This is a genomic window from Bacteroides sp. LFL-34, from assembly GCF_027257075.1.
GTDB classification, from domain to species: Bacteria; Bacteroidota; Bacteroidia; order Bacteroidales; family Bacteroidaceae; genus Bacteroides; species Bacteroides ovatus.
The window spans coordinates 123,688-146,775 of sequence record NZ_JAPQKZ010000008.1 but is presented as its reverse complement, the minus strand read 5'-3'; the positions used below and the strand labels follow the sequence as shown (position 1 = coordinate 146,775).

Sequence of the window (23,088 nt, the reverse complement as noted above, 5' to 3'; positions counted from 1 at the left end):
AGTATGAGATACACACTTGAAATACAAAAATTGCTGTTGCAGACACAGAATAACAACCTGCATCCCCGCGAAAAAGCCAATCTATTGAAAGAAGCTATCCGCATCGCTGATGAGAACGAAGATGTGGAATGGGCTACGGAGTTGAGACTGGATCTTATTTATGAACTGAATCTTCTTTCGGCGGATGCTGAAGAGATTACCGTGTTCTCTAAAATTCTGGATGATTACGAGAACCACAAGGATGTGATTAAGGAAGATGACTTGTTGTGGAAATATAAGTGGATATGGGCTTGTACGTTCGATCTTCCGGAGATCCCGATGGAGCAGGTACAGGCAATTGGGGAGGATTATAAAACCCGTATCCTCCGGAACGGATATTCTTTGCGGAGTTATTATCACCGCTGGTCTGTGGAATGTGTCTGGATGCGGCAGTATGACAAGGCGAAAGAATACATTGATAAAATGTTGAATGAGAAGATAGACGATCAGTCGTGTGAGGCTTGTGAATTGAACTTTATGCTGGATTATTATCTGGAAACGGGACAGTTTGATGAGGCTTACAGCCGCGCGCAACCGTTGATTAATAAGCAGGTCACTTGTTATGAAGCCAATTTGCGGGCCTATTTGAAGCTTGCTTATTATGCGCAGAAAGCAGGTAAACCGGAGATTGCCGCCGATATGTGTGCACGTGCCGAAGAAGCATTGGTGGGAAGAGAGAAGGATGAATATCTTTTGCTCTATCTGGGATTGTTTATTGCCTATTATATGATGACGAAGCCGGAAAGAGCTTGGGAATATGCCGAACGCTGTATCGGTTGGAGTTTGCGTACTAATACGCTGAAGAGTTATCGTTTCTCCTGTGATATGGTAGAGGCTCTGAAATATGAAACCCGTCCGGAAGTCTCGTTGTCTTTGCCGGAAGAGTTCCCGCTTTATCGTCCGGATGGAATTTATCAGGTAAACGAACTTCGCAATTATTTCTATCAACAGGCAGAAGAGCTGGCATGTCGCTATGACGCCCGTAACGGAAATAGTGGTTATATGGACCGTTTGAAAGATTTAATGTCTAATTAATTGCCAACATGTAGATTAATCCGTATTTTTGCCGTCCAATTATTTACTAAAAACACTGAATAACAGAAAATGAGAAAGTGGCGTATTGAAGATTCTGAGGAACTCTACAACATCACAGGTTGGGGTACCTCGTACTTTGGTATTAATGACAAAGGTCATGTAGTTGTTACACCTCGTAGAGACGGAGTGACTGTCGATCTGAAAGAACTGGTCGATGAGTTGCAATTGCGTGATGTGGCTTCTCCCATGTTGATACGTTTTCCGGATATTTTGGACAACCGTATTGAAAAGATGTCTTCCTGCTTTAAACAAGCGGCCGAAGAGTATGGTTATAAAGCCGAGAACTTTATAATTTATCCGATTAAGGTCAACCAAATGCGCCCGGTGGTGGAAGAGATTATCAGCCACGGAAAGAAGTTCAATCTCGGACTGGAAGCCGGTTCCAAACCGGAACTCCATGCAGTGATTGCGGTCAATACGGATTCTGACTCATTGATTGTCTGTAACGGATATAAAGACGAAAGTTACATCGAACTGGCTTTGCTTGCCCAGAAAATGGGTAAACGTATCTTCCTCGTTGTAGAGAAGATGAACGAACTGAAGCTGATTGCAAAGATGGCAAAACAGCTGAATGTGCAGCCTAACATCGGTATACGTATCAAACTCGCTTCTTCCGGTAGCGGAAAGTGGGAAGAGTCTGGAGGTGATGCCAGCAAATTCGGCTTGACTTCCAGTGAACTTCTCGAAGCGCTCGACTTCCTGGAGAGCAAAGGGATGAAGGATTGTTTGAAATTGATTCATTTCCATATCGGCAGTCAGGTGACAAAGATACGTCGTATCAAAACGGCTTTGCGTGAGGCTTCACAGTTCTACGTGCAGTTGCATTCGATGGGATTCAATGTGGAATTTGTAGATATTGGCGGTGGACTCGGAGTGGATTATGACGGAACCCGTTCGTCCAATAGCGAAGGCAGCGTGAATTATTCCATCCAGGAATATGTAAACGACTCTATTTCTACTTTGGTGGACGTGAGCGATAAAAATGGTATCCCACACCCGAATATCATAACGGAGAGTGGACGCGCATTGACGGCACATCATTCTGTTCTTATCTTTGAGGTACTTGAAACCGCTACATTGCCCGAATGGGATGACGAGGAGGAAATTGCTCCGGATGCACACGAATTGGTGCAGGAGTTATATGGAATCTGGGATTCGCTGAACCAGAACAAGATGTTGGAAGCATGGCACGATGCGCAGCAGATCAGGGAGGAAGCATTGGACTTGTTCAGTCATGGAATCGTGGATCTGAAAACCCGCGCACAAATCGAGCGTCTGTATTGGTCTATTACACGTGAGATTAATCAGATTGCAGCCGGTTTGAAGCATGCGCCCGATGAATTCCGTGGATTGTCCAAACTGCTTGCCGATAAATATTTCTGTAACTTCTCGTTGTTTCAGTCACTTCCTGACTCTTGGGCAATTGACCAGATATTCCCGATCATGCCTATTCAGCGGTTGGATGAAAAACCGGAGCGTTCGGCTACCTTGCAAGATATAACCTGCGACTCGGACGGCAAAATTGCCAACTTTATCTCTACCCGTAACGTGGCTCATTATCTGCCTGTACATGCACTGAAGAAAACAGAACCTTATTATGTGGCTGTGTTCCTGGTGGGAGCTTATCAGGAGATTTTGGGAGATATGCATAATTTGTTTGGTGATACGAATGCCGTGCATGTTTCGGTGAACGAGAAAGGATATAATATCGAACAGATTATCGACGGAGAAACGGTAGCGGAGGTGTTGGACTATGTGCAGTACAATCCGAAGAAACTGGTACGTACGCTCGAAACTTGGGTGACGAAATCAGTGAAAGAAGGAAAGATTTCTTTGGAAGAAGGAAAAGAATTCCTTTCCAACTATCGTTCGGGGCTTTACGGATATACTTATTTGGAATAACCGGCAGGGTGCCGGAGCCGGATTCTCCATTCGGTGAACTTATTAGAAATCAAGAAATGAGAGAAAAACTAACAGTTATTAAGGTGGGTGGCAAAATCGTAGAAGAGGAAGCCACCCTTCGTCAGTTGTTAAATGACTTTGCCGCTATCGACGGACATAAAGTGTTGGTTCATGGTGGCGGTCGTTCGGCAACAAAGATTGCCGCACAACTGGGTATTGAAAGCAAGATGGTAAATGGTCGTCGGATTACCGATGCCGAAACATTGAAAGTCGTAACGATGGTGTATGGCGGATTGGTGAATAAAAATATTGTGGCAGGTCTGCAAGCACGCGGAGTCAATGCACTCGGATTGACCGGTGCGGATATGAATGTAATCCGTTCGGTGAAACGTCCGGTGAAAGAAGTAGACTACGGGTTTGTGGGAGATGTGGAACAGGTGGACGCTACTTTATTGTCGGATTTGATACATAAAGGCGTTGTTCCTGTGATGGCTCCATTGACGCACGACGGCCACGGCAATATGCTGAATACGAATGCAGATACCATTGCTGGGGAGACAGCGAAAGCGTTGTCGGCCTTGTTTGATGTGATATTGGTATATTGTTTTGAGAAGAAAGGCGTGTTGCGTGACGAGAATGATGATGACAGTGTGATTCCCCAAATCACCCGTGCCGAATTTGAACAATATGTAGCTGATGGCGTTATTCAGGGAGGTATGATTCCCAAGTTGGAGAATTCTTTTGAAGCAATAAATGCAGGAGTATCTGAAGTGGTAATCACCTTAGCATCAGCGATTAATAACTCTGGTGGAACAAGAATAAAAAAATAATTCAAAAAAAAGTAGTGGGCGACTGTAACTTTTCATATCCTAGCCCGTCATTATTATAGAGATGCAAGAAATCAGCTTCCGAAACGATATTTTGCCGTTGAAGGATAAACTCTTTCGATTGGCTCTCAGAATCACCCTGGATAGGGCCGAAGCCGAGGATGTCGTTCAGGACACCATGATAAGAGTGTGGAATAAGCGTGATGAGTGGTCTCAATTTGAATCGGTCGAAGCCTATTGCCTGACAGTGGCAAAGAATCTGGCGATAGATCGAAGTCAAAAGAAAGAAGCTCAAAACGTGGAACTCACCCCCGAAATGGAGGAAGAACCTGATGCAAACAGTCCGTATGACCAGATGATTCATGATGAAAGAATGAACATTATTAATAGACTGGTAAACGAACTTCCCGAAAAACAGCGGCTTATCATGCAACTGAGGGACATTGAAGGTGAAAGCTATAAGAAAATTGCAGGGTTGCTGAATCTGACAGAGGAACAAGTGAAAGTGAACCTCTTCAGAGCCAGACAAAAAGTAAAACAAAGGTATTTAAAAATTGACGAATATGGATTATAAGGATATAGAACAGCTCCTGGAGCGATACTGGCAATGCGAAACTTCCGTTGAGGAGGAAGCAACATTGCGCGACTTCTTCGCAAAGGAGGAAGTTCCGGCTCATTTGCTTCGCTATAAAAACCTGTTTGTTTATCAACAGGTTCAGCAGGAAGTAGGACTGGGCGAAGACTTTGATACACGTATTCTGGCAGAGGTGGAGCCTACGGTCGTAAAAGCGAAACGCTTGACACTGACCGGTCGTTTTATTCCTCTATTCAAAGCCGCTGCCGTGATTGCAATCATCCTTTCTTTGGGGAATGTGGCACAACATTCTTTCTCCGGAGATGACGGAAGTGTATTGGCAACGGATACCATTGGTAAACAAGTAACAGCACCATCGGTCGCTATCTCAAATGATGTGAAAGCGGAACAGGTTCTGGCTGATAGCCTGGCGAAGATCAACCATAAGGTGCAAGTTATAAACGAATAGACATTTTCATTTGCTTTAAACATATAATATAGTTAGTGTGCTTAATTAAAACAACAACGAAGGCGAAACTGTGAAGTTTTCAATTCTCTCAAATTTTTATAATGAAACTAACTAAATAAATGGGCTACCGCGTGATGCAGTAGCCCTTTTATGCTTTTAGACTGTATTTGTTCAAATTGTCTTTATTTGATCTGCCGTATGTTTTTCCGTGGAGCATCCACTTCTTGTGGATTGCCTTTATAAGCAATATCGCCACTTCCTTTCACGCGGGCAACCAGTTTTTGACTTGCATAACAACTGATGTTTCCGGATCCACTGATACTTGCATCCGTATTCTCTGCTTCTAAATCTGCGGCCTGAATGTTTCCCGATCCGGCAATAGCATATTTTGCTTGAATGGCTTTACCTTTAAGATTAATATTACCCGAACCTGAAATTCCTGCCTGACATTCCTGGCTCTCTATTTGTTGCAGTCTAACATCTCCCGATCCGTTAATTGAAACAGCCATTCTTCGGCAATTAAGCCCTTCTCCCTGAATGTTCCCCGAACCATTTATATGGAACTCGATATCTTTAGAGGTTTGTATTCCATTGATTAATTTTATATTTCCCGATCCGTTGATTGACAGCTTATTCAGTTCCGGAGCAAAAACTTTTATTTCCAGTTTTCCTTTCCATATACTGACATTCTTCTTGAATTTTATCATTAATGTATTACCGTCTACATACGTTTCTACAAGTGGTATAATGTTGTCGGAACCATGTATCTCCACGTGACTGCGTGTGTCTTGGTGATAACTGATATTGGCACTTCCCAATAGTTTGATTTCATTGAAATGATCGGCTTTTACTTCTTGGGAGATGTAGTTTTTGCTGCCTACTACGTGTTTTCCCTGCAAGCAAGAGCCGGCAGTAAGTACTAGAGACAATCCGGTGACTAATACGAGCAATAAACTTGTTTTCATAATTATGTTTTTCTATGATTGATATGACAGTTAGACGGAAGAAACTGATATAAAGTTGCATCTTCCGCGAAGTTTTTCATTGGAATCTTCTTTTTTATTACTTTTGTGGCTGTTGATAGGAGGATTATAATGGATAAGATCGTAGAAGATGACGAATTAGGACGTCTGATAGTGCGTGTCAATTCACGTGCGAGGAGTCTTGTGTTTCGTACAAAGAGTGATGCTGTTTATGTTTCAGTTCCTCCCGGCACTACATTGAAAGAAGTGAAGCAGGCAATCGAGAATCTGCGTGGTAAACTTCTGGCCTCCCGTCAAAAATTAGCCCGGCCATTGATTGATTTGGACTATAAAATTGATGCGGAACACTTTAAGTTGTCCTTGGTGTCCGGTGAAAAGGATCAGTTTCTGGCTAATTCCCGGTTGGGGGTTATGGAAATTGTTTGTCCGCCTCATGCGGATTTTACGGACGAGAAACTGCAAAGCTGGTTGCATAAGGTGATTGAAGAATCGTTGAGGCGGAATGCGAAAAGTATCCTTCCTTCACGTTTGGCTTCCTTGTCCAAGCAATGCGGACTTCCTTATTCGAGTGTGAAAATAAACTCCAGTCAGGGCAGATGGGGCAGTTGCTCGGCTCGAAAGGATATTAATTTGTCCTATTACCTGGTTCTGTTACCTTCTCATTTGATAGACTACGTGTTGCTGCACGAATTATGTCATACTTGCGAGATGAATCATAGCGAACGATTTTGGGTATTGCTCAATCAATTTACAGAAGGAAAAGCATTGGCTTTGCGGGGGGAATTGAGAAAGTATCGTACGGAGATTTAGAATACTTTATTGCCAGGATAGTGCTATCGTGTTGGCACACTTGTGTCAACACGCTGGCACAGTCGTGACAATGCGATGGCATGGTTGTGCCAATATGGTGGCACAGACTTAGTTAATACCTTTATTACTTGGCTAATTGTTTAATCCCGTCTGATTCTTTTTCGAACTGATAAGTTCCTCCTTTTTCACTAAGATCAAACGTAGACACTAATTCTGTGTTATTATCTACAATCAACAAGGCGCTCTGTTCGGCAAAACGTCCTATTTCTACAGTGTAAGGTTCTTCCGACATGGTTTTGTTGGAGATCAGACTGTCGTTGACAAATAAAGAGATAGAATCTCCGGCAAAACCTTTTACCAGACTGATCGTATAGCTTTCGATGAAATGACGTTCTTCCTGCTTTTCCCGTTGTAGCCGCATGCTCATATAGACAAAAATAACCACGACAAAAATGACGGCAAAAGCAAGAATTCCGTTACCTACCATAAACTGTTTATTTGTGTTGAGACGATGTGCCATAGTCGTTATTTTTTGAATTACGGCGTAAAGATACGAATATAGCACTGTTAATTCATACTTTTTTTCTTTAATGTTTTGTAGTCGAACAGATTATTTATATCTTTGCAACCGAAAACGGATGAAAGGTGGAGGGGCAATTAAGCTCCTTTTTTTGTTCTTATATAGCTAATAAATGATAGAAAAGAAAACTGTTTGTCAGATTGTAGAAGAGTGGCTGGAAGGAAAAGACTACTTTTTAGTAGAGGTAACCGTGAGCCCGGATGACAAGATTGTGGTTGAAATAGACCATGCAGAAGGTGTTTGGATTGAAGATTGCGTGGAGCTTAGCCGCTTCATAGAGTCGAAACTGAACCGCGAAGAGGAAGATTATGAACTGGAAGTAGGGTCGGCTGGGATCGGACAACCCTTTAAAGTTCTGCAACAGTATTATATCCACATCGGACAAGAGGTGGAAGTGCTGACCGGAGACGGACGGAAGCTGGCCGGTATACTGAAAGATGCCGATGAAGAGAAGTTTACGGTAGGCGTACAAAAGAAAGTAAAAACCGAAGGATCAAAGCGCCCGAAATTGGTAGAAGAGGACGAAACCTTCACTTATGAGCAAATAAAATATACTAAATACTTAATTAGCTTTAAATAGTTATGGCCAAAAAAGAAGAAACAATCAGCTTGATTGATACATTTTCGGAATTTAAGGAACTGAAGAATATCGATAGAACGACGATGGTTAGCGTACTCGAAGAGTCGTTCCGTAGCGTAATCGCGAAAATGTTTGGCACCGATGAAAATTACGACGTAATCGTGAACCCGGACAAGGGTGACTTCGAGATATGGCGTAACCGTGAAGTTGTGGCCGATGAAGATTTGACTAACCCGAATATGCAGATTTCGTTGAGCGAAGCACAGAAAATTGATGCTTCTTACGAAGAAGGTGAAGAGGTGACTGACGAGGTTATCTTTGCCAAGTTCGGACGTCGTGCGATCCTGAATCTTCGCCAGACACTGGCTTCCAAGATTCTGGAACTCGAAAAAGACAGTATTTATAATAAATATATAGATAAGGTAGGTACTATCATCAATGCAGAAGTATATCAGATCTGGAAAAAAGAGATGTTGCTTTTAGACGATGAAGGAAACGAATTGCTGTTACCTAAGACCGAACAAATTCCGAGCGACTTTTATCGTAAAGGTGAAACGGCCCGTGCAGTAGTTGCTCGCGTGGATAACAAGAATAATAATCCTAAGATTATCTTGTCACGTACTTCTCCCGTTTTCCTGCAACGCCTGTTCGAGATGGAAGTACCCGAAATTAATGATGGTTTGATTACCATCAAGAAGATTGCCCGTATCCCCGGCGAACGTGCCAAGATCGCGGTGGAATCTTACGATGACAGAATCGACCCTGTAGGAGCCTGTGTAGGTGTAAAGGGAAGTCGTATTCATGGCATTGTTCGTGAACTTCGCAATGAGAACATCGACGTAATCAATTATACATCGAACATCTCATTGTTTATACAGCGCGCTTTAAGCCCGGCTAAGATTTCTTCTATTCGTCTGAACGAGGAAGAGAAGAAAGCAGAGGTATTCCTCAAACCGGAAGAAGTTTCGCTGGCTATCGGTAAAGGCGGTTTGAATATCAAACTGGCCAGTATGTTAACTGAGTACACTATCGACGTGTTCCGTGAGTTGGATGAGAATGTAGCTGACGAAGATATCTATCTCGACGAGTTTAGAGACGAAATCGACGGATGGGTGATCGACGCTATCAAAGCTATCGGCATCGATACAGCGAAGGCTGTGTTGAATGCTCCTCGTGAGATGTTGATTGAAAAGACGGACTTGGAAGAAGAGACAGTGGACGAGGTAATACGCATTTTGAAATCGGAGTTTGAAGAAGAAGATCCTTCAATTGAAAATAAAGATGAAATTAAAGATTAAAAGTTGCGATACAATATAATGCAGCAGACTTTTATTTCTTAATTCTCAATTTTCAATTAAACAAGCTCCATTTATTCATTAATTTTAAAATATGACGATAAGGTTAAACAAAGTTACAAGAGATTTGAACGTAGGAATCGCGACGGTAGTTGAGTTCCTGCAAAAGAAAGGGCATACCGTTGAGGCTAATCCTAATACTAAAATTAGCGAGGAGCAATACGCTATACTCGTAAAGGAGTTTAGTACAGATAAGAACCTTAGACTTGAATCGGAGCGTTTCATACAGGAACGTCAGAATAAGGAACGTAATAAGGCGTCGGTATCGATTGAGGGCTTCGAAAAGCAGCCCGAAAAGCCGAAGTCGGAAGATGTGATTAAGACAGTCGTACCTGAGGATGCACGTCCGAAGTTTAAACCTGTCGGAAAAATAGATTTGGATAAATTGAACGGTCGTAAACCTGAAAAGGTAGAGAAAGAACCGGAACAGAAACAGGAAGAACCGGTTGTGGAACGGCCTGTCGTTAAACCCGAAGTGAAAAAGGAGCCCGAGAAGAGAGAACCCGAGGTGAAGGAGGAAGAGGTGGTGACACCTCCTGTTTCTGTAGTAGAGCCTACTCCAGTGCTGGTTGAACCCGTAGTAGTGCCGGAACCTGTAGTGGAGACGAAGCCGGTAGAAGTTGAAAAAGTAGTAGAAGAAGTGAAAAAAGAAGAGCCGAAGGTAGTAGTAGCTGCACCTGTGAAGGCGGAAGAACATAAAGAAGAAGAAAAGGTGGAAACTGCACAGGCTGAAGTAACCCCGGTAGCGGAAAAGGCTCCGGAGGATGATGGTGTTTTCAAAATCCGTCAACCGGAATTAGGCGCAAAGATTAATGTGATCGGTCAGATCGACTTGGCTGCATTGAATCAGTCTACTCGTCCCAAGAAGAAATCGAAGGAAGAGAAACGTCGCGAACGTGAAGAAAAGGAAAAAATCCGTCAGGATCAGAAGAAGTTGATGAAGGAAGCTATCATCAAGGAAATCCGTAAGGATGATTCTAAATTGGCGAAGAGCGGACCTAAGGACAGTGCGGAAGCGGCTGCTAACAAGAAGAAACGTAACCGTATCAATAAAGAGAAGGTGGACGTTAACAATGTTGCAACTTCCAACTTTGCTGCTCCAAGACCTAATGTACAGGGTAAAGGCGGCAATAGTAACGGTCAGGGTGGCCAGGCCAACGGACAGGGAAATAACAACAGAAGAAATAACAACAATAAAGATCGCTTCAAGAAACCGGTTATCAAACAGGAAGTGAGCGAGGAAGACGTAGCAAAACAGGTAAAAGAAACCCTTGCACGTCTGACAACCAAAGGTAAGAATAAAACGTCCAAATACCGTAAAGAGAAACGTGAAATGGCTTCCAACCGTATGCAGGAACTGGAAGATCAGGAAATGGCAGACAGCAAGGTATTGAAGTTGACCGAGTTCGTTACGGCTAACGAATTGGCAACGATGATGGATGTTTCTGTTAACCAGGTTATCGCTACTTGTATGAGTATTGGTATCATGGTTTCCATCAACCAGCGTTTGGATGCTGAAACCATCAATCTGGTGGCTGAAGAATTCGGATTCAAGACTGAATATGTAAGTGCGGAAGTGGCACAAGCTATCGTTGAAGAAGAAGATGCTCCGGAAGATTTGCAACCGCGCGCTCCGATTGTAACGGTGATGGGACACGTTGACCACGGTAAGACTTCTTTGCTTGACTATATCCGTAAGGCGAATGTAATTGCCGGTGAGGCCGGAGGTATTACCCAGCATATCGGTGCTTATAACGTGCAATTGGAAGACGGTCGTCGTATTACATTCCTCGATACTCCGGGTCACGAAGCGTTTACCGCTATGCGTGCACGTGGTGCCAAAGTAACGGATATTGCTATCATTATTGTGGCTGCCGATGATAACGTGATGCCACAGACGAAAGAAGCGATCAATCACGCGATGGCTGCCGGTGTACCTATTGTATTTGCAATCAATAAGGTAGATAAACCGACTGCAAATCCGGATAAGATTAAAGAAGAACTGGCTGCAATGAATTACCTTGTTGAAGAATGGGGTGGTAAATATCAGTCACAAGATATCTCTGCCAAGAAAGGTATGGGTGTGGAAGACTTGCTGGAAAAAGTATTGCTCGAAGCGGAAATGCTCGACCTGAAGGCAAATCCGAACCGTAATGCTACGGGTTCCATCATCGAATCTTCACTGGATAAGGGACGCGGATATGTAGCTACTGTATTGGTATCTAACGGTACTTTGAAAGTAGGAGACATCGTATTGGCGGGAACCAGCTACGGACGTGTGAAGGCTATGTTCAACGAACGTAACCAACGCGTCAAGGAAGCAGGACCTTCCGAACCGGCATTGATTCTGGGATTGAATGGTGCTCCTGCCGCAGGTGACACATTCCATGTAGTCGAAAGCGATCAGGAAGCTCGTGAGATCACTAATAAACGTGAGCAGCTGGCTCGTGAACAAGGTTTGCGTACGCAGAAGATCCTTACATTGGATGAATTGGGTCGTCGTATTGCTTTGGGTAACTTCCAGGAATTGAACATCATCGTTAAGGGTGACGTGGATGGTTCTGTGGAAGCGTTGAGCGATTCGTTGATTAAGTTGTCTACGGAACAAATTCAGGTAAATGTTATCCATAAGGGTGTGGGAGCAATTTCTGAATCTGATGTTTCTCTGGCTGCTGCTTCGGATGCGATTATTGTCGGATTCCAGGTACGTCCTTCGGGTGCTGCCGGTAAGATGGCCGACCAAGAGGGTGTTGACATCCGTAAGTATTCTGTCATCTACGATGCAATCGAAGAGGTAAAGGCTGCTATGGAAGGTATGTTGGCTCCGGAAGTAAAGGAACAGATTACTGCAACCATCGAAATCCGCGAAGTATTCAATATTACGAAAGTCGGTCTTGTAGCCGGAGCAATGGTGAAGACCGGAAAGGTGAAACGCAGCGACAAGGCTCGTTTGATCCGCGATGGTATCGTAATCTTTACCGGAAACATCAACGCATTGAAACGCTTCAAGGACGATGTGAAGGAAGTAGGTACAAACTTCGAGTGTGGTATCAGTCTGGTGAACTGCAACGACATGAAGGTAGGCGATATGATCGAGACATTCGAAGAAATAGAAGTGAAACAGACGCTGTAAATATAGTAAGGTTATAAGTGTATTATAATGTTATAATATAGCAGAGGTCATGATTGATAAAGAGGTGGTAATGTGGTACTGTTTGCAGAACACCACCTTACCACCTTATTTTTTATCATTCGGCACCTTCTCATTATAATCAGCTTATATACGACTTATTGGTTTATAGCTTATAACATAATAAACGTGGCAACGATTGATATAATTATCCTTATTGTAATAGGCGCCGGAGCGATTGTAGGTTTTGTAAAAGGCTTCATTCGTCAGTTGGCTTCTATTTTGGGGTTAATAGTCGGTCTGTTGGCAGCGAAAGCTCTGTATGCTTCTTTGGCGGAAAAGCTTTGCCCGACAGTGACGGATTCAATGACAGTTGCGCAAGTGTTGGCTTTTATCATGATCTGGATTGCCGTACCATTGATCTTTGTATTGATTGCCTCGCTATTGACAAAAGCAATGCAGGCTATTTCGTTGAACTGGTTGAATCGCTGGTTAGGAAGTGGGCTGGGAGCACTTAAGTTTCTGTTGTTAACGAGTGTAGTGATTGGTGCGATAGAGTTTGTGGACAGCGATAATAAGTTAATTAGTGCAACAAAAAAGGAAGAATCTTTGTTATATTATCCGATGGAAACGTTTGCGGGGATCTTTTTCCCTGCTGCGAAGAATATGACGCAACAATATATATTAGAGAATAAAGATAAAGATGCAACAAGAACCCAATAAAATGAAACCCAATCAGAAAGACGAACTTGAAAAGAAGACTGATAATGAGTTTGTCCGGAAATTTGCGGAGGAGAAATATAAATACGGTTTCACCACAGAGGTGCATACGGACATCATTGAGCGTGGACTTAATGAAGATGTCATTCGTCTGATTTCATCGAAAAAGGACGAACCGGAGTGGTTGCTGGAGTTTCGACTGAAAGCGTATCGCCATTGGCTGACGCTGGAAATGCCTACCTGGGCACATCTCCGTATCCCTGAAATTGATTATCAGGCGATTTCTTATTATGCCGATCCGACAAAGAAGAAAGAAGGACCGAAGAGCATGGAGGAAGTCGATCCTGAACTGATAAAGACGTTTAATAAACTGGGAATTCCTTTGGAAGAGCAAATGGCTCTTAGTGGAATGGCAGTGGATGCCGTTATGGACTCTGTTTCCGTAAAGACTACCTTCAAGGAAACGCTGATGGAGAAAGGAATTATATTCTGCTCGTTCAGTGAAGCCGTGCGGGAGCATCCGGATTTGGTGAAGAAATATATGGGCTCGGTAGTAGGTTATCGGGACAATTTCTTTGCAGCGTTGAATTCCGCAGTGTTCTCTGACGGCTCTTTCGTGTATATTCCGAAAGGAGTACGTTGCCCGATGGAGCTTTCCACTTATTTCCGTATCAATGCCCGTAACACGGGACAGTTTGAGCGTACGCTGATTGTAGCGGATGATGATTCGTATGTTTCTTATCTGGAAGGATGTACGGCTCCGATGCGGGATGAAAATCAGCTGCATGCCGCTATCGTTGAGATCATTGTGCATGACCGTGCAGAGGTAAAATACAGTACCGTTCAGAACTGGTATCCGGGAGATGCAGAAGGCAAGGGCGGTGTATACAACTTTGTGACTAAACGCGGTAACTGTAAAGGAGTGGACAGTAAATTATCCTGGACACAAGTGGAAACCGGTTCGGCAATCACCTGGAAATATCCTTCCTGTATCCTGACGGGCGATAACTCGACCGCTGAATTCTATTCCGTAGCTGTAACGAACAACTATCAGCAGGCAGATACCGGAACGAAGATGATTCATCTGGGTAAGAACACTCGTAGTACGATTGTAAGTAAAGGCATTTCTGCCGGACATAGTGAGAACTCCTATCGTGGGTTGGTACGCGTGGCCGAGAAAGCGGATAATGCCCGTAATTATAGCCAGTGTGACTCTCTGTTGCTGGGAGATAAGTGTGGTGCACATACCTTCCCGTATATGGATATTCACAATGAGACGGCAGTGGTAGAACATGAAGCTACGACAAGCAAGATTAGTGAAGACCAGATATTTTATTGCAACCAGCGCGGTATTCCGACAGAAGATGCTATCGGACTTATTGTGAACGGATATGCAAAGGAAGTGTTGAATAAACTTCCGATGGAGTTTGCGGTAGAAGCACAGAAGCTGCTTACCATCTCATTGGAAGGAAGCGTGGGGTGATGTTGACTTTTTAATAGTAAATCGTAAAATCGTAAATATAATCATGTTAGAAATAAAAGACCTGCATGCCAGCATTAATGGCAAAGAGATATTGAAAGGTATTAACCTGACGGTGAATCCCGGTGAGGTGCACGCTATTATGGGACCGAATGGTTCCGGTAAAAGTACGCTTTCCTCCGTATTGGTGGGTAATCCGGCTTTTGAGGTAACAAAAGGTTCGGTCACTTTTTATGGAAAGGATCTGTTGGAGTTGAGCCCCGAAGATCGTAGCCATGAAGGAATCTTCCTTAGTTTCCAGTATCCGGTGGAAATCCCGGGTGTGAGCATGGTGAACTTTATGCGTGCTGCTGTGAATGAGCAACGTAAATATAAAGGTCTGCCTGCACTGACAGCCAGTGAGTTTCTGAAACTAATGCGTGAGAAACGTGCGGTGGTAGAGTTGGATAATAAACTGGCTAACCGTTCGGTGAATGAAGGCTTTTCCGGTGGTGAGAAGAAACGGAACGAGATTTTCCAGATGGCTATGCTAGAACCGCGTTTGAGCATCCTCGACGAGACAGACTCCGGTTTGGATATTGATGCGCTCCGTATTGTTGCGGAAGGGGTGAACAAGTTGAAAACTCCTGAAACAAGTACAATCGTTATTACCCACTACCAACGTTTGCTCGATTATATCAAGCCTGATATTGTGCATGTCCTTTATAAAGGTCGTATCGTAAAAACTGCCGGACCGGAACTTGCTCTGGAACTGGAAGAAAAAGGATACGATTGGATCAAGAAAGAAGTAGGAGAATGACAAATATAAAACGATGATGGTTGAACAACAATATATAGAACTTTTCTCACAGACGGAAGCGATGATCTGTAAGCATAGTGCCGAAGTGCTGAATGCACCTCGTGCGTCAGCATTTGCCGATTTTGAGCGACTCGGATTTCCGACCCGTAAGATGGAGAAGTACAAATATACGGATGTGAGCAAGTACTTTGAACCGGATTTCGGTTTGAACTTGAATCGTTTGGCTATTCCGGTCAATCCGTATGAAGTGTTTAAGTGTGATGTGCCGAATATGAGTACCTCCTTGTATTTTGTGGTAAATGACACATTTTATAATAGAGCGCTTCCCACAGGAAATCTGCCGGAAGGTGTGATTTTCGGTAGCCTGAAAGAAGTGGCCGAGCAACACCCGGAATTGGTGAAGAAATATTACGGTCAACTGGCAGATACCTCTAAAGATGGTGTGACTGCTTTCAATACCGCTTTTGCACAAGATGGCGTTGTCTTTTATGTGCCGAAGAATGTGGTGGTGGAAAAAACAATCCAGTTGGTAAATATCCTGCGTGCAGATGTTAACTTTATGGTGAACCGTCGCGTACTGATTATCCTGGAGGATGGCGCGCAAGCCCGTTTGCTGATTTGTGACCATGCAATGGATAATGTGAACTTCCTGGCGACACAAGTTATTGAAGTATTTGCTGGTGAGAATGCGGTATTCGATATGTATGAACTGGAAGAAACACATACAAGCACAGTTCGTATCAGTAACCTGTATGTAAAGCAAGAGGCCAACAGCAATGTATTGCTCAACGGAATGACTTTGCATAATGGTACTACCCGCAACACGACCGAAGTGTTGCTGGCAGGAGAAGGAGCCGAAATAAACCTTTGTGGTATGGCGATTGCCGATAAAAACCAGCACGTAGACAATCATACAAGTATTGACCATGCCGTACCGAACTGTACCAGCAATGAGCTGTTCAAGTATGTGCTCGACGACCAGTCGGTAGGTGCGTTTGCCGGATTGGTACTCGTGCGCCCCGATGCACAACATACGAATTCCCAACAGACTAACCGGAATCTTTGTGCTACGCGTGATGCAAGAATGTATACACAACCTCAATTGGAGATTTATGCGGATGATGTGAAATGTTCGCATGGAGCAACAGTAGGCCAGTTGGATGAAGGCGCATTATTCTACATGCGTTCGCGCGGTATTGCAGAGAAAGAAGCCCGTCTGCTGTTGATGTTCGCATTTGTCAACGAAGTGATCGATACCATTCGTTTGGAAGCGCTGAAAGATCGTTTGCATCTATTAGTAGAGAAACGTTTCCGTGGCGAGTTGAATAGATGTCAGGGTTGTGCCATTTGTAAGTAACCACTAAAAAATAATGAACGTGGATATTCAAAAGATACGTGAAGATTTTCCGATATTGAGCCGTACGGTTTACGGTAAACCTTTGGTTTATTTCGACAACGGTGCGACAACACAGAAACCCCGTCTGGTGGTTGATGCGTTGGTGGATGAATATTATTCCGTCAATGCCAATGTGCATCGCGGCGTACATTATCTTTCCCAGCAAGCTACGGAACTGCATGAAGCTTCCCGTGAAACGGTACGTGAGTTTATCAATGCCCATAGCACGAATGAAGTTGTCTTTACACGCGGAACAACAGAAAGTATCAACCTGCTTGTTTCCAGCTTCGGCGACGAGTTTATGGAAGAAGGGGATGAAGTGATTGTTTCCGTGATGGAACATCATAGCAACATCGTTCCCTGGCAACTGTTGGCTGCCCGTAAAGGAATTGCCATAAAAGTCATCCCGATGAATGATAAAGGCGAACTTCTGCTGGATGAATATGAAAAACTATTTTCCGAACGCACGAAAATAGTCAGCGTAGTTCATGTATCGAACGTACTGGGTACAGTGAATCCGGTGAAGGAGATGATCGCAACAGCTCATGCGCATGGTGTACCTTGCCTGATAGATGCTGCACAGTCTATTCCTCACATGAAAGTGGATGTACAGGAGTTGGATGCCGATTTTCTGGTATTCTCCGCCCATAAGATATATGGTCCGACAGGTGTCGGAGTACTTTATGGAAAAGAAGAATGGTTAGATCGCCTTCCACCTTATCAGGGAGGAGGAGAGATGATTCAGCATGTCTCTTTCGAGAAGACCACTTTTAATGAACTTCCTTTCAAGTTTGAAGCCGGTACGCCCGACTATATCGGAACTACCGGACTGGCAAAAGCCCTTGATTATGTGAACGGACATGGCATTGAACAGATAGCCGCCCATGAGCATGAACTGACAACTTACGCTTTGCAACGTCTGAAAGAAATCCCCCATATACGTATATTTGGTGAAGCAGCCGAACGGGGAGCGGTCATTTCTTTCCTGGTGGGAGATATCCATCATTTCGACCTCGGCACGTTGCTGGATCGTCTAGGTATTGCCGTGAGAACAGGGCATCATTGTGCACAACCTCTCATGCAACGTCTTGGCATAGAAGGAACTGTACGTGCTTCGTTTGCCATGTACAATACCAAATCGGAAATAGACACTTTGGTGGCAGGAATTGAACGTGTCAGCAAGATGTTTTAAAGATATGAGCTGCTATTCCTGTGGAGTAGCGGCTTTTTTTATTCTTTAACTAAAAAAAGAGGGCCTCGAGTGCAGTGATTTGAGCTTTCGTGCGTCTAATAGGTAAAGAAACAAAATGTTCATTGAATATCAGGAGGGTCGTGAGACCATGCTTATATTATATAAATTCTCTCTCTTTAACATTAATGCAGCTATATCGTAAAAAGTTACGGTGTAGCTGCAACTTTTTTAGAGACTTCCTCCGTCTAATAGAATAGTTGTAACCATTGAAACAGCTGTTGCGATTGAAGATGAATTGAATATTATTGTATGTAAAAAGAAAGGGGAAACGCTGATAACAGCGAATCCCCCTTTTTTATCGATTATTTCCTTCCTTTTTATTCAGCAGTCAGCTCAATTACGCGGCTGAAAGCCTGATTTGTTGTGAAAGCATTGATTCCCACTTTCATCAGATAATCTCCTGAATAAGTTTTCTCATTGGCAGCCAGATTCGATTTGGAATTCGGCATCAGGTTGATTTCTTTCACCTTATACATTTTCTTCGCATCCAGTCCCTGAAGTTTTACCGGGAGCAGTTTCTCACCGAAACGTGGGTGGATATCGTAGGTATAAAGCACAGCTTTGTTCTTATCCGGTGAGGCATACATGAGAGACATGTGATTGCCATCGTAGGGAGAAACCAATCTGTATTGATCGCCGTCCAGAATCACTTTTTTCAGACGCGTCCAGTTGGCAACTGCATTCTGGCAGTAAGTCTGTTCGTCTGCATTCAGTTCCTTCAGTCCAAGGTCAAAGCCCAGTTTGCACATACTTGCCACATCCGTACGGAACTTCACGCTTGTGTTCTTGTTCCAGCTGGTTACGTGTGCACACATGGCTTTTGCCGGGAAGATTTGTGAGAATCCCCACTGGATAAACAGACGTTCTATCGGGTCTGTGTTGTCGCTGCACCAGAATTCTGTGTAATATTTCAGAGCTTCGTAGTCGCAACGGGCGCCACCGCCGGAGCAGAGCATCATTGGCACGTTTGGATATTTGTCTTTGATACGTTTCAATACATTGTATATACCACGTACATGGTCGATATAAAGCTGTCCCTGTTTATTTTTTAAATATGGAGAATAAACATTTGTAATTGGAGAGTTACAGTCCCATTTAAAGAAAGCCACTTCCGGATTCTCTGTCAGGATCTTATCCACTACACCATATACAAAGTCCTGTACTTTCGGATTGCTAAGATCGAGTACCAGCTGATTACGGTAATAATATGTTTCGCGGTTAGGCAGTTGGATAGCCCAGTCGGGATGTTTTTCGAACAACTCACTTTTAGGGTTAACCATTTCCGGTTCAATCCAGATACCAAATTTCACTCCGGCTTCTTTGGCAGACTGTACAAGGGCAGGAATACCGCCCGGCAGTTTGGATCTCATCACTTCCCAGTCACCCAGTCCGGCATTGTCACTGTTGCGTGGGTGCTTGTTGCCAAACCAGCCGTCATCCAGCAGGAACATATCTACACCAAGATGTTTAGCTTCCTTCATCAGTTCGGCAAGCAGTTCCTCATTGAATTTGAAGTAAGTATTTTCCCAGTTGTTTAATAAAGTCATACGGTCGCCTTGTCCGTCTTTCAGCTGATAGTTGCGTGCCCATGCGTGAAGGTTGCGGCTGGCTTCGCCCGTACCGTTGTTGCTGAAAGTAAAGATGAATTCAGGAGTTGTAAACACTTCATTCGGCTTCAGTTCATAATCAGATGCATAAGGATTGATGGCGGGGATTACACGGAGGTTACCTACGTTGTCCACTTCGAAAGTGAACTGGAAGTTTCCTGTCCATCCGATAGTACCTAGCATGGCACGTCCCTGCGCTTCCTGTGCCGGTTGTTCAAAACCAAGCTCAAAGAACGGGTGGGTGTGCATGGCAGCACGGCTTCCCAGTTTGGTGTCGATCACCTTTTTACCGAACAACAGAGGTTGTGTGCTCATTTGTGCTTCTTTTGCCCAATCGCTACTGAATTCTGTCAGGTAATATTCGTTTCCGGAGAAATAAAGCATGGTGGAAGCATAACGCCATAAGGTCACAGGCTTCTTTTCAGCATGTTTGATTTCGCTCCACGTCTTGATGACGTTTTCTTTCGGATAAGCGATGTAATGTAGTGTGACTTCTACCGGATACTGATTATCTTTTAGTTGAATGATCGTTTCCGTTCCGCCCGCCACTGCCTTCTGCTCGGAGGATATATAGCGGAGAATCGTACTTGGGTTTCCATCATTGTGCGTGATAGCTACAGCCGGTTCAAAATAATCTTCGGCGCCGGAGCCCGGATATACTTCCCATCCTCGGGTGGATACGCTACCGTCACTTCCTCCTTTTACGTAAGGAGAAAAGTTGTTGATGTCTTTCTCGTTCAGTAACTTATCGCCCAGATAAGCCTGATAGAGTCGTCCGTTAGGAGCTACTTGGAGAATTAAGTCTGTGTTGTCCGTTGCGATGCGGATAACGTTCTTTTCCTGGGCGTCCACTTGCGCCAGGGTAAACAATGCCATAAGTAATACGAGAAGTTTCTTCATGGTTTTTTAATAATTAATTAGGTATTAGTTAGTTTGTGGGCATAGAATGCCGCAAAGATAATTATAATTCGTCAGGAATGAACTAGAATTTAATGCTTGCGCTAAATTCTACGGTAAATGGGCGTAAATAATTTCCACTCATATAGTTGCCTGCATACTGGGCAGCTTCTTCTTTGGTAATCAGTTCCGAACCGTTGATGGTTCCGCTGGCCCCCTTCTGATTCAGGAAGTTGATGACTGTTGCCCCTAAAGAAAGATGCTTGTTTACATTCCAGTTGATCCCCCCGAAAGTTTCCCAGCGACCGTTGAAATAGAGGGCTTCCTGGAGATTGGCGTAAGTCTTGCCGAAATAGCGGAAACTAAGCCAAAGGCGTAAGTCCTTCGTGATATTATAGCTTGGGTCGAGTTCGACAAGAATCTGCGGAATCTCTTTTACAATCATCCCATTGGCGTTGACAGACATTTCCGAACCATCGTTGAATGTGACGCTTGCGTTATAGTTCTTGTAAACAGGTTTCTGATACGTGAACAGAGCGTGCAGGTGAAAACCTTTGAACGGGTCGATTTCGGCAGATGTGGTCCATCCCAGTGTTTTGATATTATAAATAAGCAATACGGTCTTTCCTTCTTCCGTTCCCGGTTTCGTCAGGTTTTGCTGGTCAATATTATTAGATTTAGAGATATAGGTAACCATAGAGGTGAGGTTGATCCACTTGTTCTTGTAGAACAAACCGCCACGGATTAACGGTATGGTGACACGTTTGTATTGCTCTTCCGTAGGACCTGTTCCGGCATATTCGTTGATACGTGGGAAGCGGGTGGCTACTGTTCCGTCGGCAGTCAGGCCGAATTGCCCGGTTACGTTGTAAGTGGCGCGGAGCGTGGCGGCATAGTTCAGTTTATCCTTTACCACTTTGGCGGGATGAATGCTGCGTTGTGTGGCAATGATATTTCCTGTTTCTTCCTCTTTGCTATAAGTGGTAAAGTCGCCGATGCGGAAACCCGGGAAACGGGAAGCGGATATTTGATCGGCACTCATCCGGTAATATTCCAGGCGTCCGCCATAATAGATATTGAATTGGGGAGTTACTTGCCAGTTGTCTGTAAAGTAAAGGGCGAGTTTGTTCTCATATCCCTTTGTATATTCGGGACTAAGTTCGTTGTACCCGTATGTCTGTACGCGCTGACCGGTCAGAGTAGGGCCCAGGGAACTTGTAGTTGTGGAAGTCAGCAACTGTGGATAGTTCTGTACGGTGGCCATCCATTGCAGAGAAGAGGAATAATAATCAAGATGGTAATACCATTCGTTCACTCCCAGACGCAGATCATGGTTGCCAAAGGTCTTGTTTAGCTCGGAAGTGATTAGGAAGTTTTTCACTTTGCCTACGTGCAACCAGGTGCGGCGACCTTCTGCCAGTCCCTCATACGGATCACCGTTTGATAGCGTAAAACCATCGTTGGCGGTTACTTCGCTGATGGTGCTGCCTCCGAAGTCGACATAGTTGGCACGTGGAGCATCTATATATTTCAGATTGAATTTCCATAGCAGATCGTTCCTGAAACGATAATCGGAGATCAATGCAATCTCATTGGCACGGTTTTCAGAACCATCGCCCAAATTCCATGTTTTCATCTTTCCGTCTCTTACGTCCATGTATGGAAAAGAACCGTTCTGCGGAACATAAGAATTTGTTCCCAGTTTGAAACCGTCTATCTCTTTGACCGAGCCGTCGCCGACATAGATAAAAGGAGCTGCATTGGCATAGCTGGCCGGATTTTCACTGCGGGAGTGTTTGTAGAGCAAAGATATTTTGCCGCGTCCGTTGTTGAAGAGACGGGTCAGGCCGGCATGATAAATCTCTGTGCGGTCTGCATAGTTCGTAAATTCCAGGTCGAAACTTCCCGGGTCGAAGTTCTGGTAAATGCTTGCCGTGTAAAGCCATTGGTTATTGATGGCTCCTGAAACATTGAAGTCGAAGTTCTGCATACCGAAATGATTGGTGCGGTAGTTTAATATACCTTGGAAATCCTTTTGTCCCAGTTTGCTGAATGAGTTGACGGAGTAAGCAATATTACCGGTCGTGATGGCCGATTCGGAAGGAGATAAAAGTCCTACTTCTCCCAGGCTGCTGTCGCTACGCCAATGAGCGGCAAGTTTGTGAACGGTAGAGGAATATACGGCAGGAAGTCCATTCTCATAGACATTAACGTCCTCGCTGGGAAGGCCGATTTGAATTTCGCGGGGTTTGTTGGCGTCAGAAGCATTCAGCATCACATTGCGTTCGCCTTCTTCTGATTCTTTTTTAGTAGAGTTGGCAGGAATCGTATCCTGCTTCATTTCGGTTCGGTTCGTCTTTTTCTTGTTCACCTGAATGTTCGCTGCATTCCCGTTGGAAGGAATCAGTTGCAACAGGGTTGCTAGAGTAAGGCAACTAAAGGTTACTTTTTTCATCACTTGTATTCATTTAAAGATTTGGAAGTTCACATCGGTTGTGTCATTTTGACGAAGGCAAAGATAGGAGGAGGAGAAACAAGTGGCTATACTCTTTTTTGTCAAGATGTGCAAGAGATGTTTCAAGTGTGCGATAGC

18 protein-coding genes are annotated in these 23,088 nt (G+C 44.0%); 14 read left to right on the top strand and 4 right to left on the bottom strand.

Annotation, left to right across the window (positions count from 1 at the left end):
• The first annotated feature begins 3 nt into the window (after positions 1–3).
• The 5 genes from N5O98_RS06860 (at position 4) to N5O98_RS06840 (ending at position 4,906) form a co-directional block, all read left to right on the top strand.
• On the top strand, positions 4–1,074 hold the full coding sequence (locus N5O98_RS06860; protein WP_004309448.1) for a hypothetical protein: 1,071 nt from the start codon (positions 4–6) through the stop codon (positions 1,072–1,074).
• Between the two features lie 69 nt (positions 1,075–1,143).
• Positions 1,144–3,036, top strand: coding sequence for a biosynthetic arginine decarboxylase (gene speA, locus N5O98_RS06855; RefSeq protein WP_004309449.1), 1,893 nt, complete (start codon positions 1,144–1,146; stop codon positions 3,034–3,036).
• Positions 3,037–3,092: 56 nt separating this feature from the next.
• A complete protein-coding gene (gene argB, locus N5O98_RS06850; protein WP_032855921.1) occupies positions 3,093–3,866 on the top strand; it encodes an acetylglutamate kinase in 774 nt (257 codons plus the stop codon).
• 61 nt (positions 3,867–3,927) lie between these two features.
• Positions 3,928–4,437: an RNA polymerase sigma factor gene (locus N5O98_RS06845; protein WP_004309451.1), complete on the top strand. Its 510-nt coding sequence runs from the start codon at positions 3,928–3,930 to the stop codon at positions 4,435–4,437.
• Positions 4,427–4,906 (top strand): hypothetical protein, encoded by a 480-nt coding sequence (locus N5O98_RS06840; protein WP_004309452.1) that lies wholly within the window; start codon positions 4,427–4,429, stop codon positions 4,904–4,906. Before N5O98_RS06845 ends, N5O98_RS06840 begins: the two co-directional genes overlap by 11 nt.
• Before the next feature lie 182 nt (positions 4,907–5,088).
• Here N5O98_RS06840 and N5O98_RS06835 read toward each other — a convergent pair whose 3' ends face one another.
• The gene (locus N5O98_RS06835; RefSeq protein WP_004298259.1) at positions 5,089–5,871 is read right to left on the bottom strand and encodes a head GIN domain-containing protein; all 783 of its coding nucleotides are present in this window, start codon (positions 5,869–5,871) and stop codon (positions 5,089–5,091) included.
• Between the two features lie 129 nt (positions 5,872–6,000).
• Here N5O98_RS06835 and N5O98_RS06830 point away from each other — a divergent pair, with 129 nt between their 5' ends.
• Positions 6,001–6,699 (top strand): YgjP family zinc-dependent metalloprotease, encoded by a 699-nt coding sequence (locus N5O98_RS06830; RefSeq protein ID WP_004309453.1) that lies wholly within the window; start codon positions 6,001–6,003, stop codon positions 6,697–6,699.
• A 124-nt stretch (positions 6,700–6,823) separates the two neighbouring features.
• On the opposite strand, the gene N5O98_RS06825 is transcribed toward N5O98_RS06830, so the two are convergent.
• Positions 6,824–7,219: a hypothetical protein gene (locus N5O98_RS06825; protein ID WP_004298257.1), complete on the bottom strand. Its 396-nt coding sequence runs from the start codon at positions 7,217–7,219 to the stop codon at positions 6,824–6,826.
• A gap of 172 nt (positions 7,220–7,391) precedes the next feature.
• Between N5O98_RS06825 and rimP the strand changes: the two genes are divergently transcribed.
• The 8 genes from rimP to N5O98_RS06785 all read left to right on the top strand — a co-directional run bounded on the left by rimP (position 7,392) and on the right by N5O98_RS06785 (position 17,931).
• On the top strand, positions 7,392–7,859 hold the full coding sequence (rimP, locus tag N5O98_RS06820; protein WP_004298256.1) for a ribosome assembly cofactor RimP: 468 nt from the start codon (positions 7,392–7,394) through the stop codon (positions 7,857–7,859).
• A 2-nt stretch (positions 7,860–7,861) separates the two neighbouring features.
• A complete protein-coding gene (gene nusA / locus N5O98_RS06815; RefSeq protein ID WP_004298255.1) occupies positions 7,862–9,157 on the top strand; it encodes a transcription termination factor NusA in 1,296 nt (431 codons plus the stop codon).
• A gap of 91 nt (positions 9,158–9,248) precedes the next feature.
• The gene (infB, locus tag N5O98_RS06810) at positions 9,249–12,347 is read left to right on the top strand and encodes a translation initiation factor IF-2 (protein WP_118161319.1); all 3,099 of its coding nucleotides are present in this window, start codon (positions 9,249–9,251) and stop codon (positions 12,345–12,347) included.
• Between the two features lie 186 nt (positions 12,348–12,533).
• Positions 12,534–13,067 carry a CvpA family protein gene (locus N5O98_RS06805; RefSeq protein WP_008776068.1) on the top strand — a complete coding sequence of 178 codons (534 nt, stop codon included), beginning with the start codon at positions 12,534–12,536 and terminating at the stop codon, positions 13,065–13,067.
• A gap of 1 nt (position 13,068) precedes the next feature.
• Positions 13,069–14,547 carry a Fe-S cluster assembly protein SufB gene (gene sufB, locus N5O98_RS06800; protein WP_004307399.1) on the top strand — a complete coding sequence of 493 codons (1,479 nt, stop codon included), beginning with the start codon at positions 13,069–13,071 and terminating at the stop codon, positions 14,545–14,547.
• 43 nt (positions 14,548–14,590) lie between these two features.
• Positions 14,591–15,343 (top strand): Fe-S cluster assembly ATPase SufC, encoded by a 753-nt coding sequence (gene sufC, locus N5O98_RS06795; protein ID WP_004298251.1) that lies wholly within the window; start codon positions 14,591–14,593, stop codon positions 15,341–15,343.
• Positions 15,344–15,356: 13 nt separating this feature from the next.
• Positions 15,357–16,700 (top strand): Fe-S cluster assembly protein SufD, encoded by a 1,344-nt coding sequence (sufD, locus tag N5O98_RS06790; protein ID WP_004298250.1) that lies wholly within the window; start codon positions 15,357–15,359, stop codon positions 16,698–16,700.
• Between the two features lie 19 nt (positions 16,701–16,719).
• On the top strand, positions 16,720–17,931 hold the full coding sequence (locus N5O98_RS06785; RefSeq protein ID WP_008776065.1) for an aminotransferase class V-fold PLP-dependent enzyme: 1,212 nt from the start codon (positions 16,720–16,722) through the stop codon (positions 17,929–17,931).
• 377 nt (positions 17,932–18,308) lie between these two features.
• Here N5O98_RS06785 and N5O98_RS06780 read toward each other — a convergent pair whose 3' ends face one another.
• Positions 18,309–20,498, bottom strand: a complete 2,190-nt coding sequence (locus N5O98_RS06780) for an alpha-galactosidase (protein ID WP_004298248.1) — start codon at positions 20,496–20,498, stop codon at positions 18,309–18,311.
• An 82-nt stretch (positions 20,499–20,580) separates the two neighbouring features.
• Positions 20,581–22,950 (bottom strand): TonB-dependent receptor, encoded by a 2,370-nt coding sequence (locus N5O98_RS06775; RefSeq protein WP_118161318.1) that lies wholly within the window; start codon positions 22,948–22,950, stop codon positions 20,581–20,583.
• Positions 22,951–23,088 lie beyond the last annotated feature (138 nt).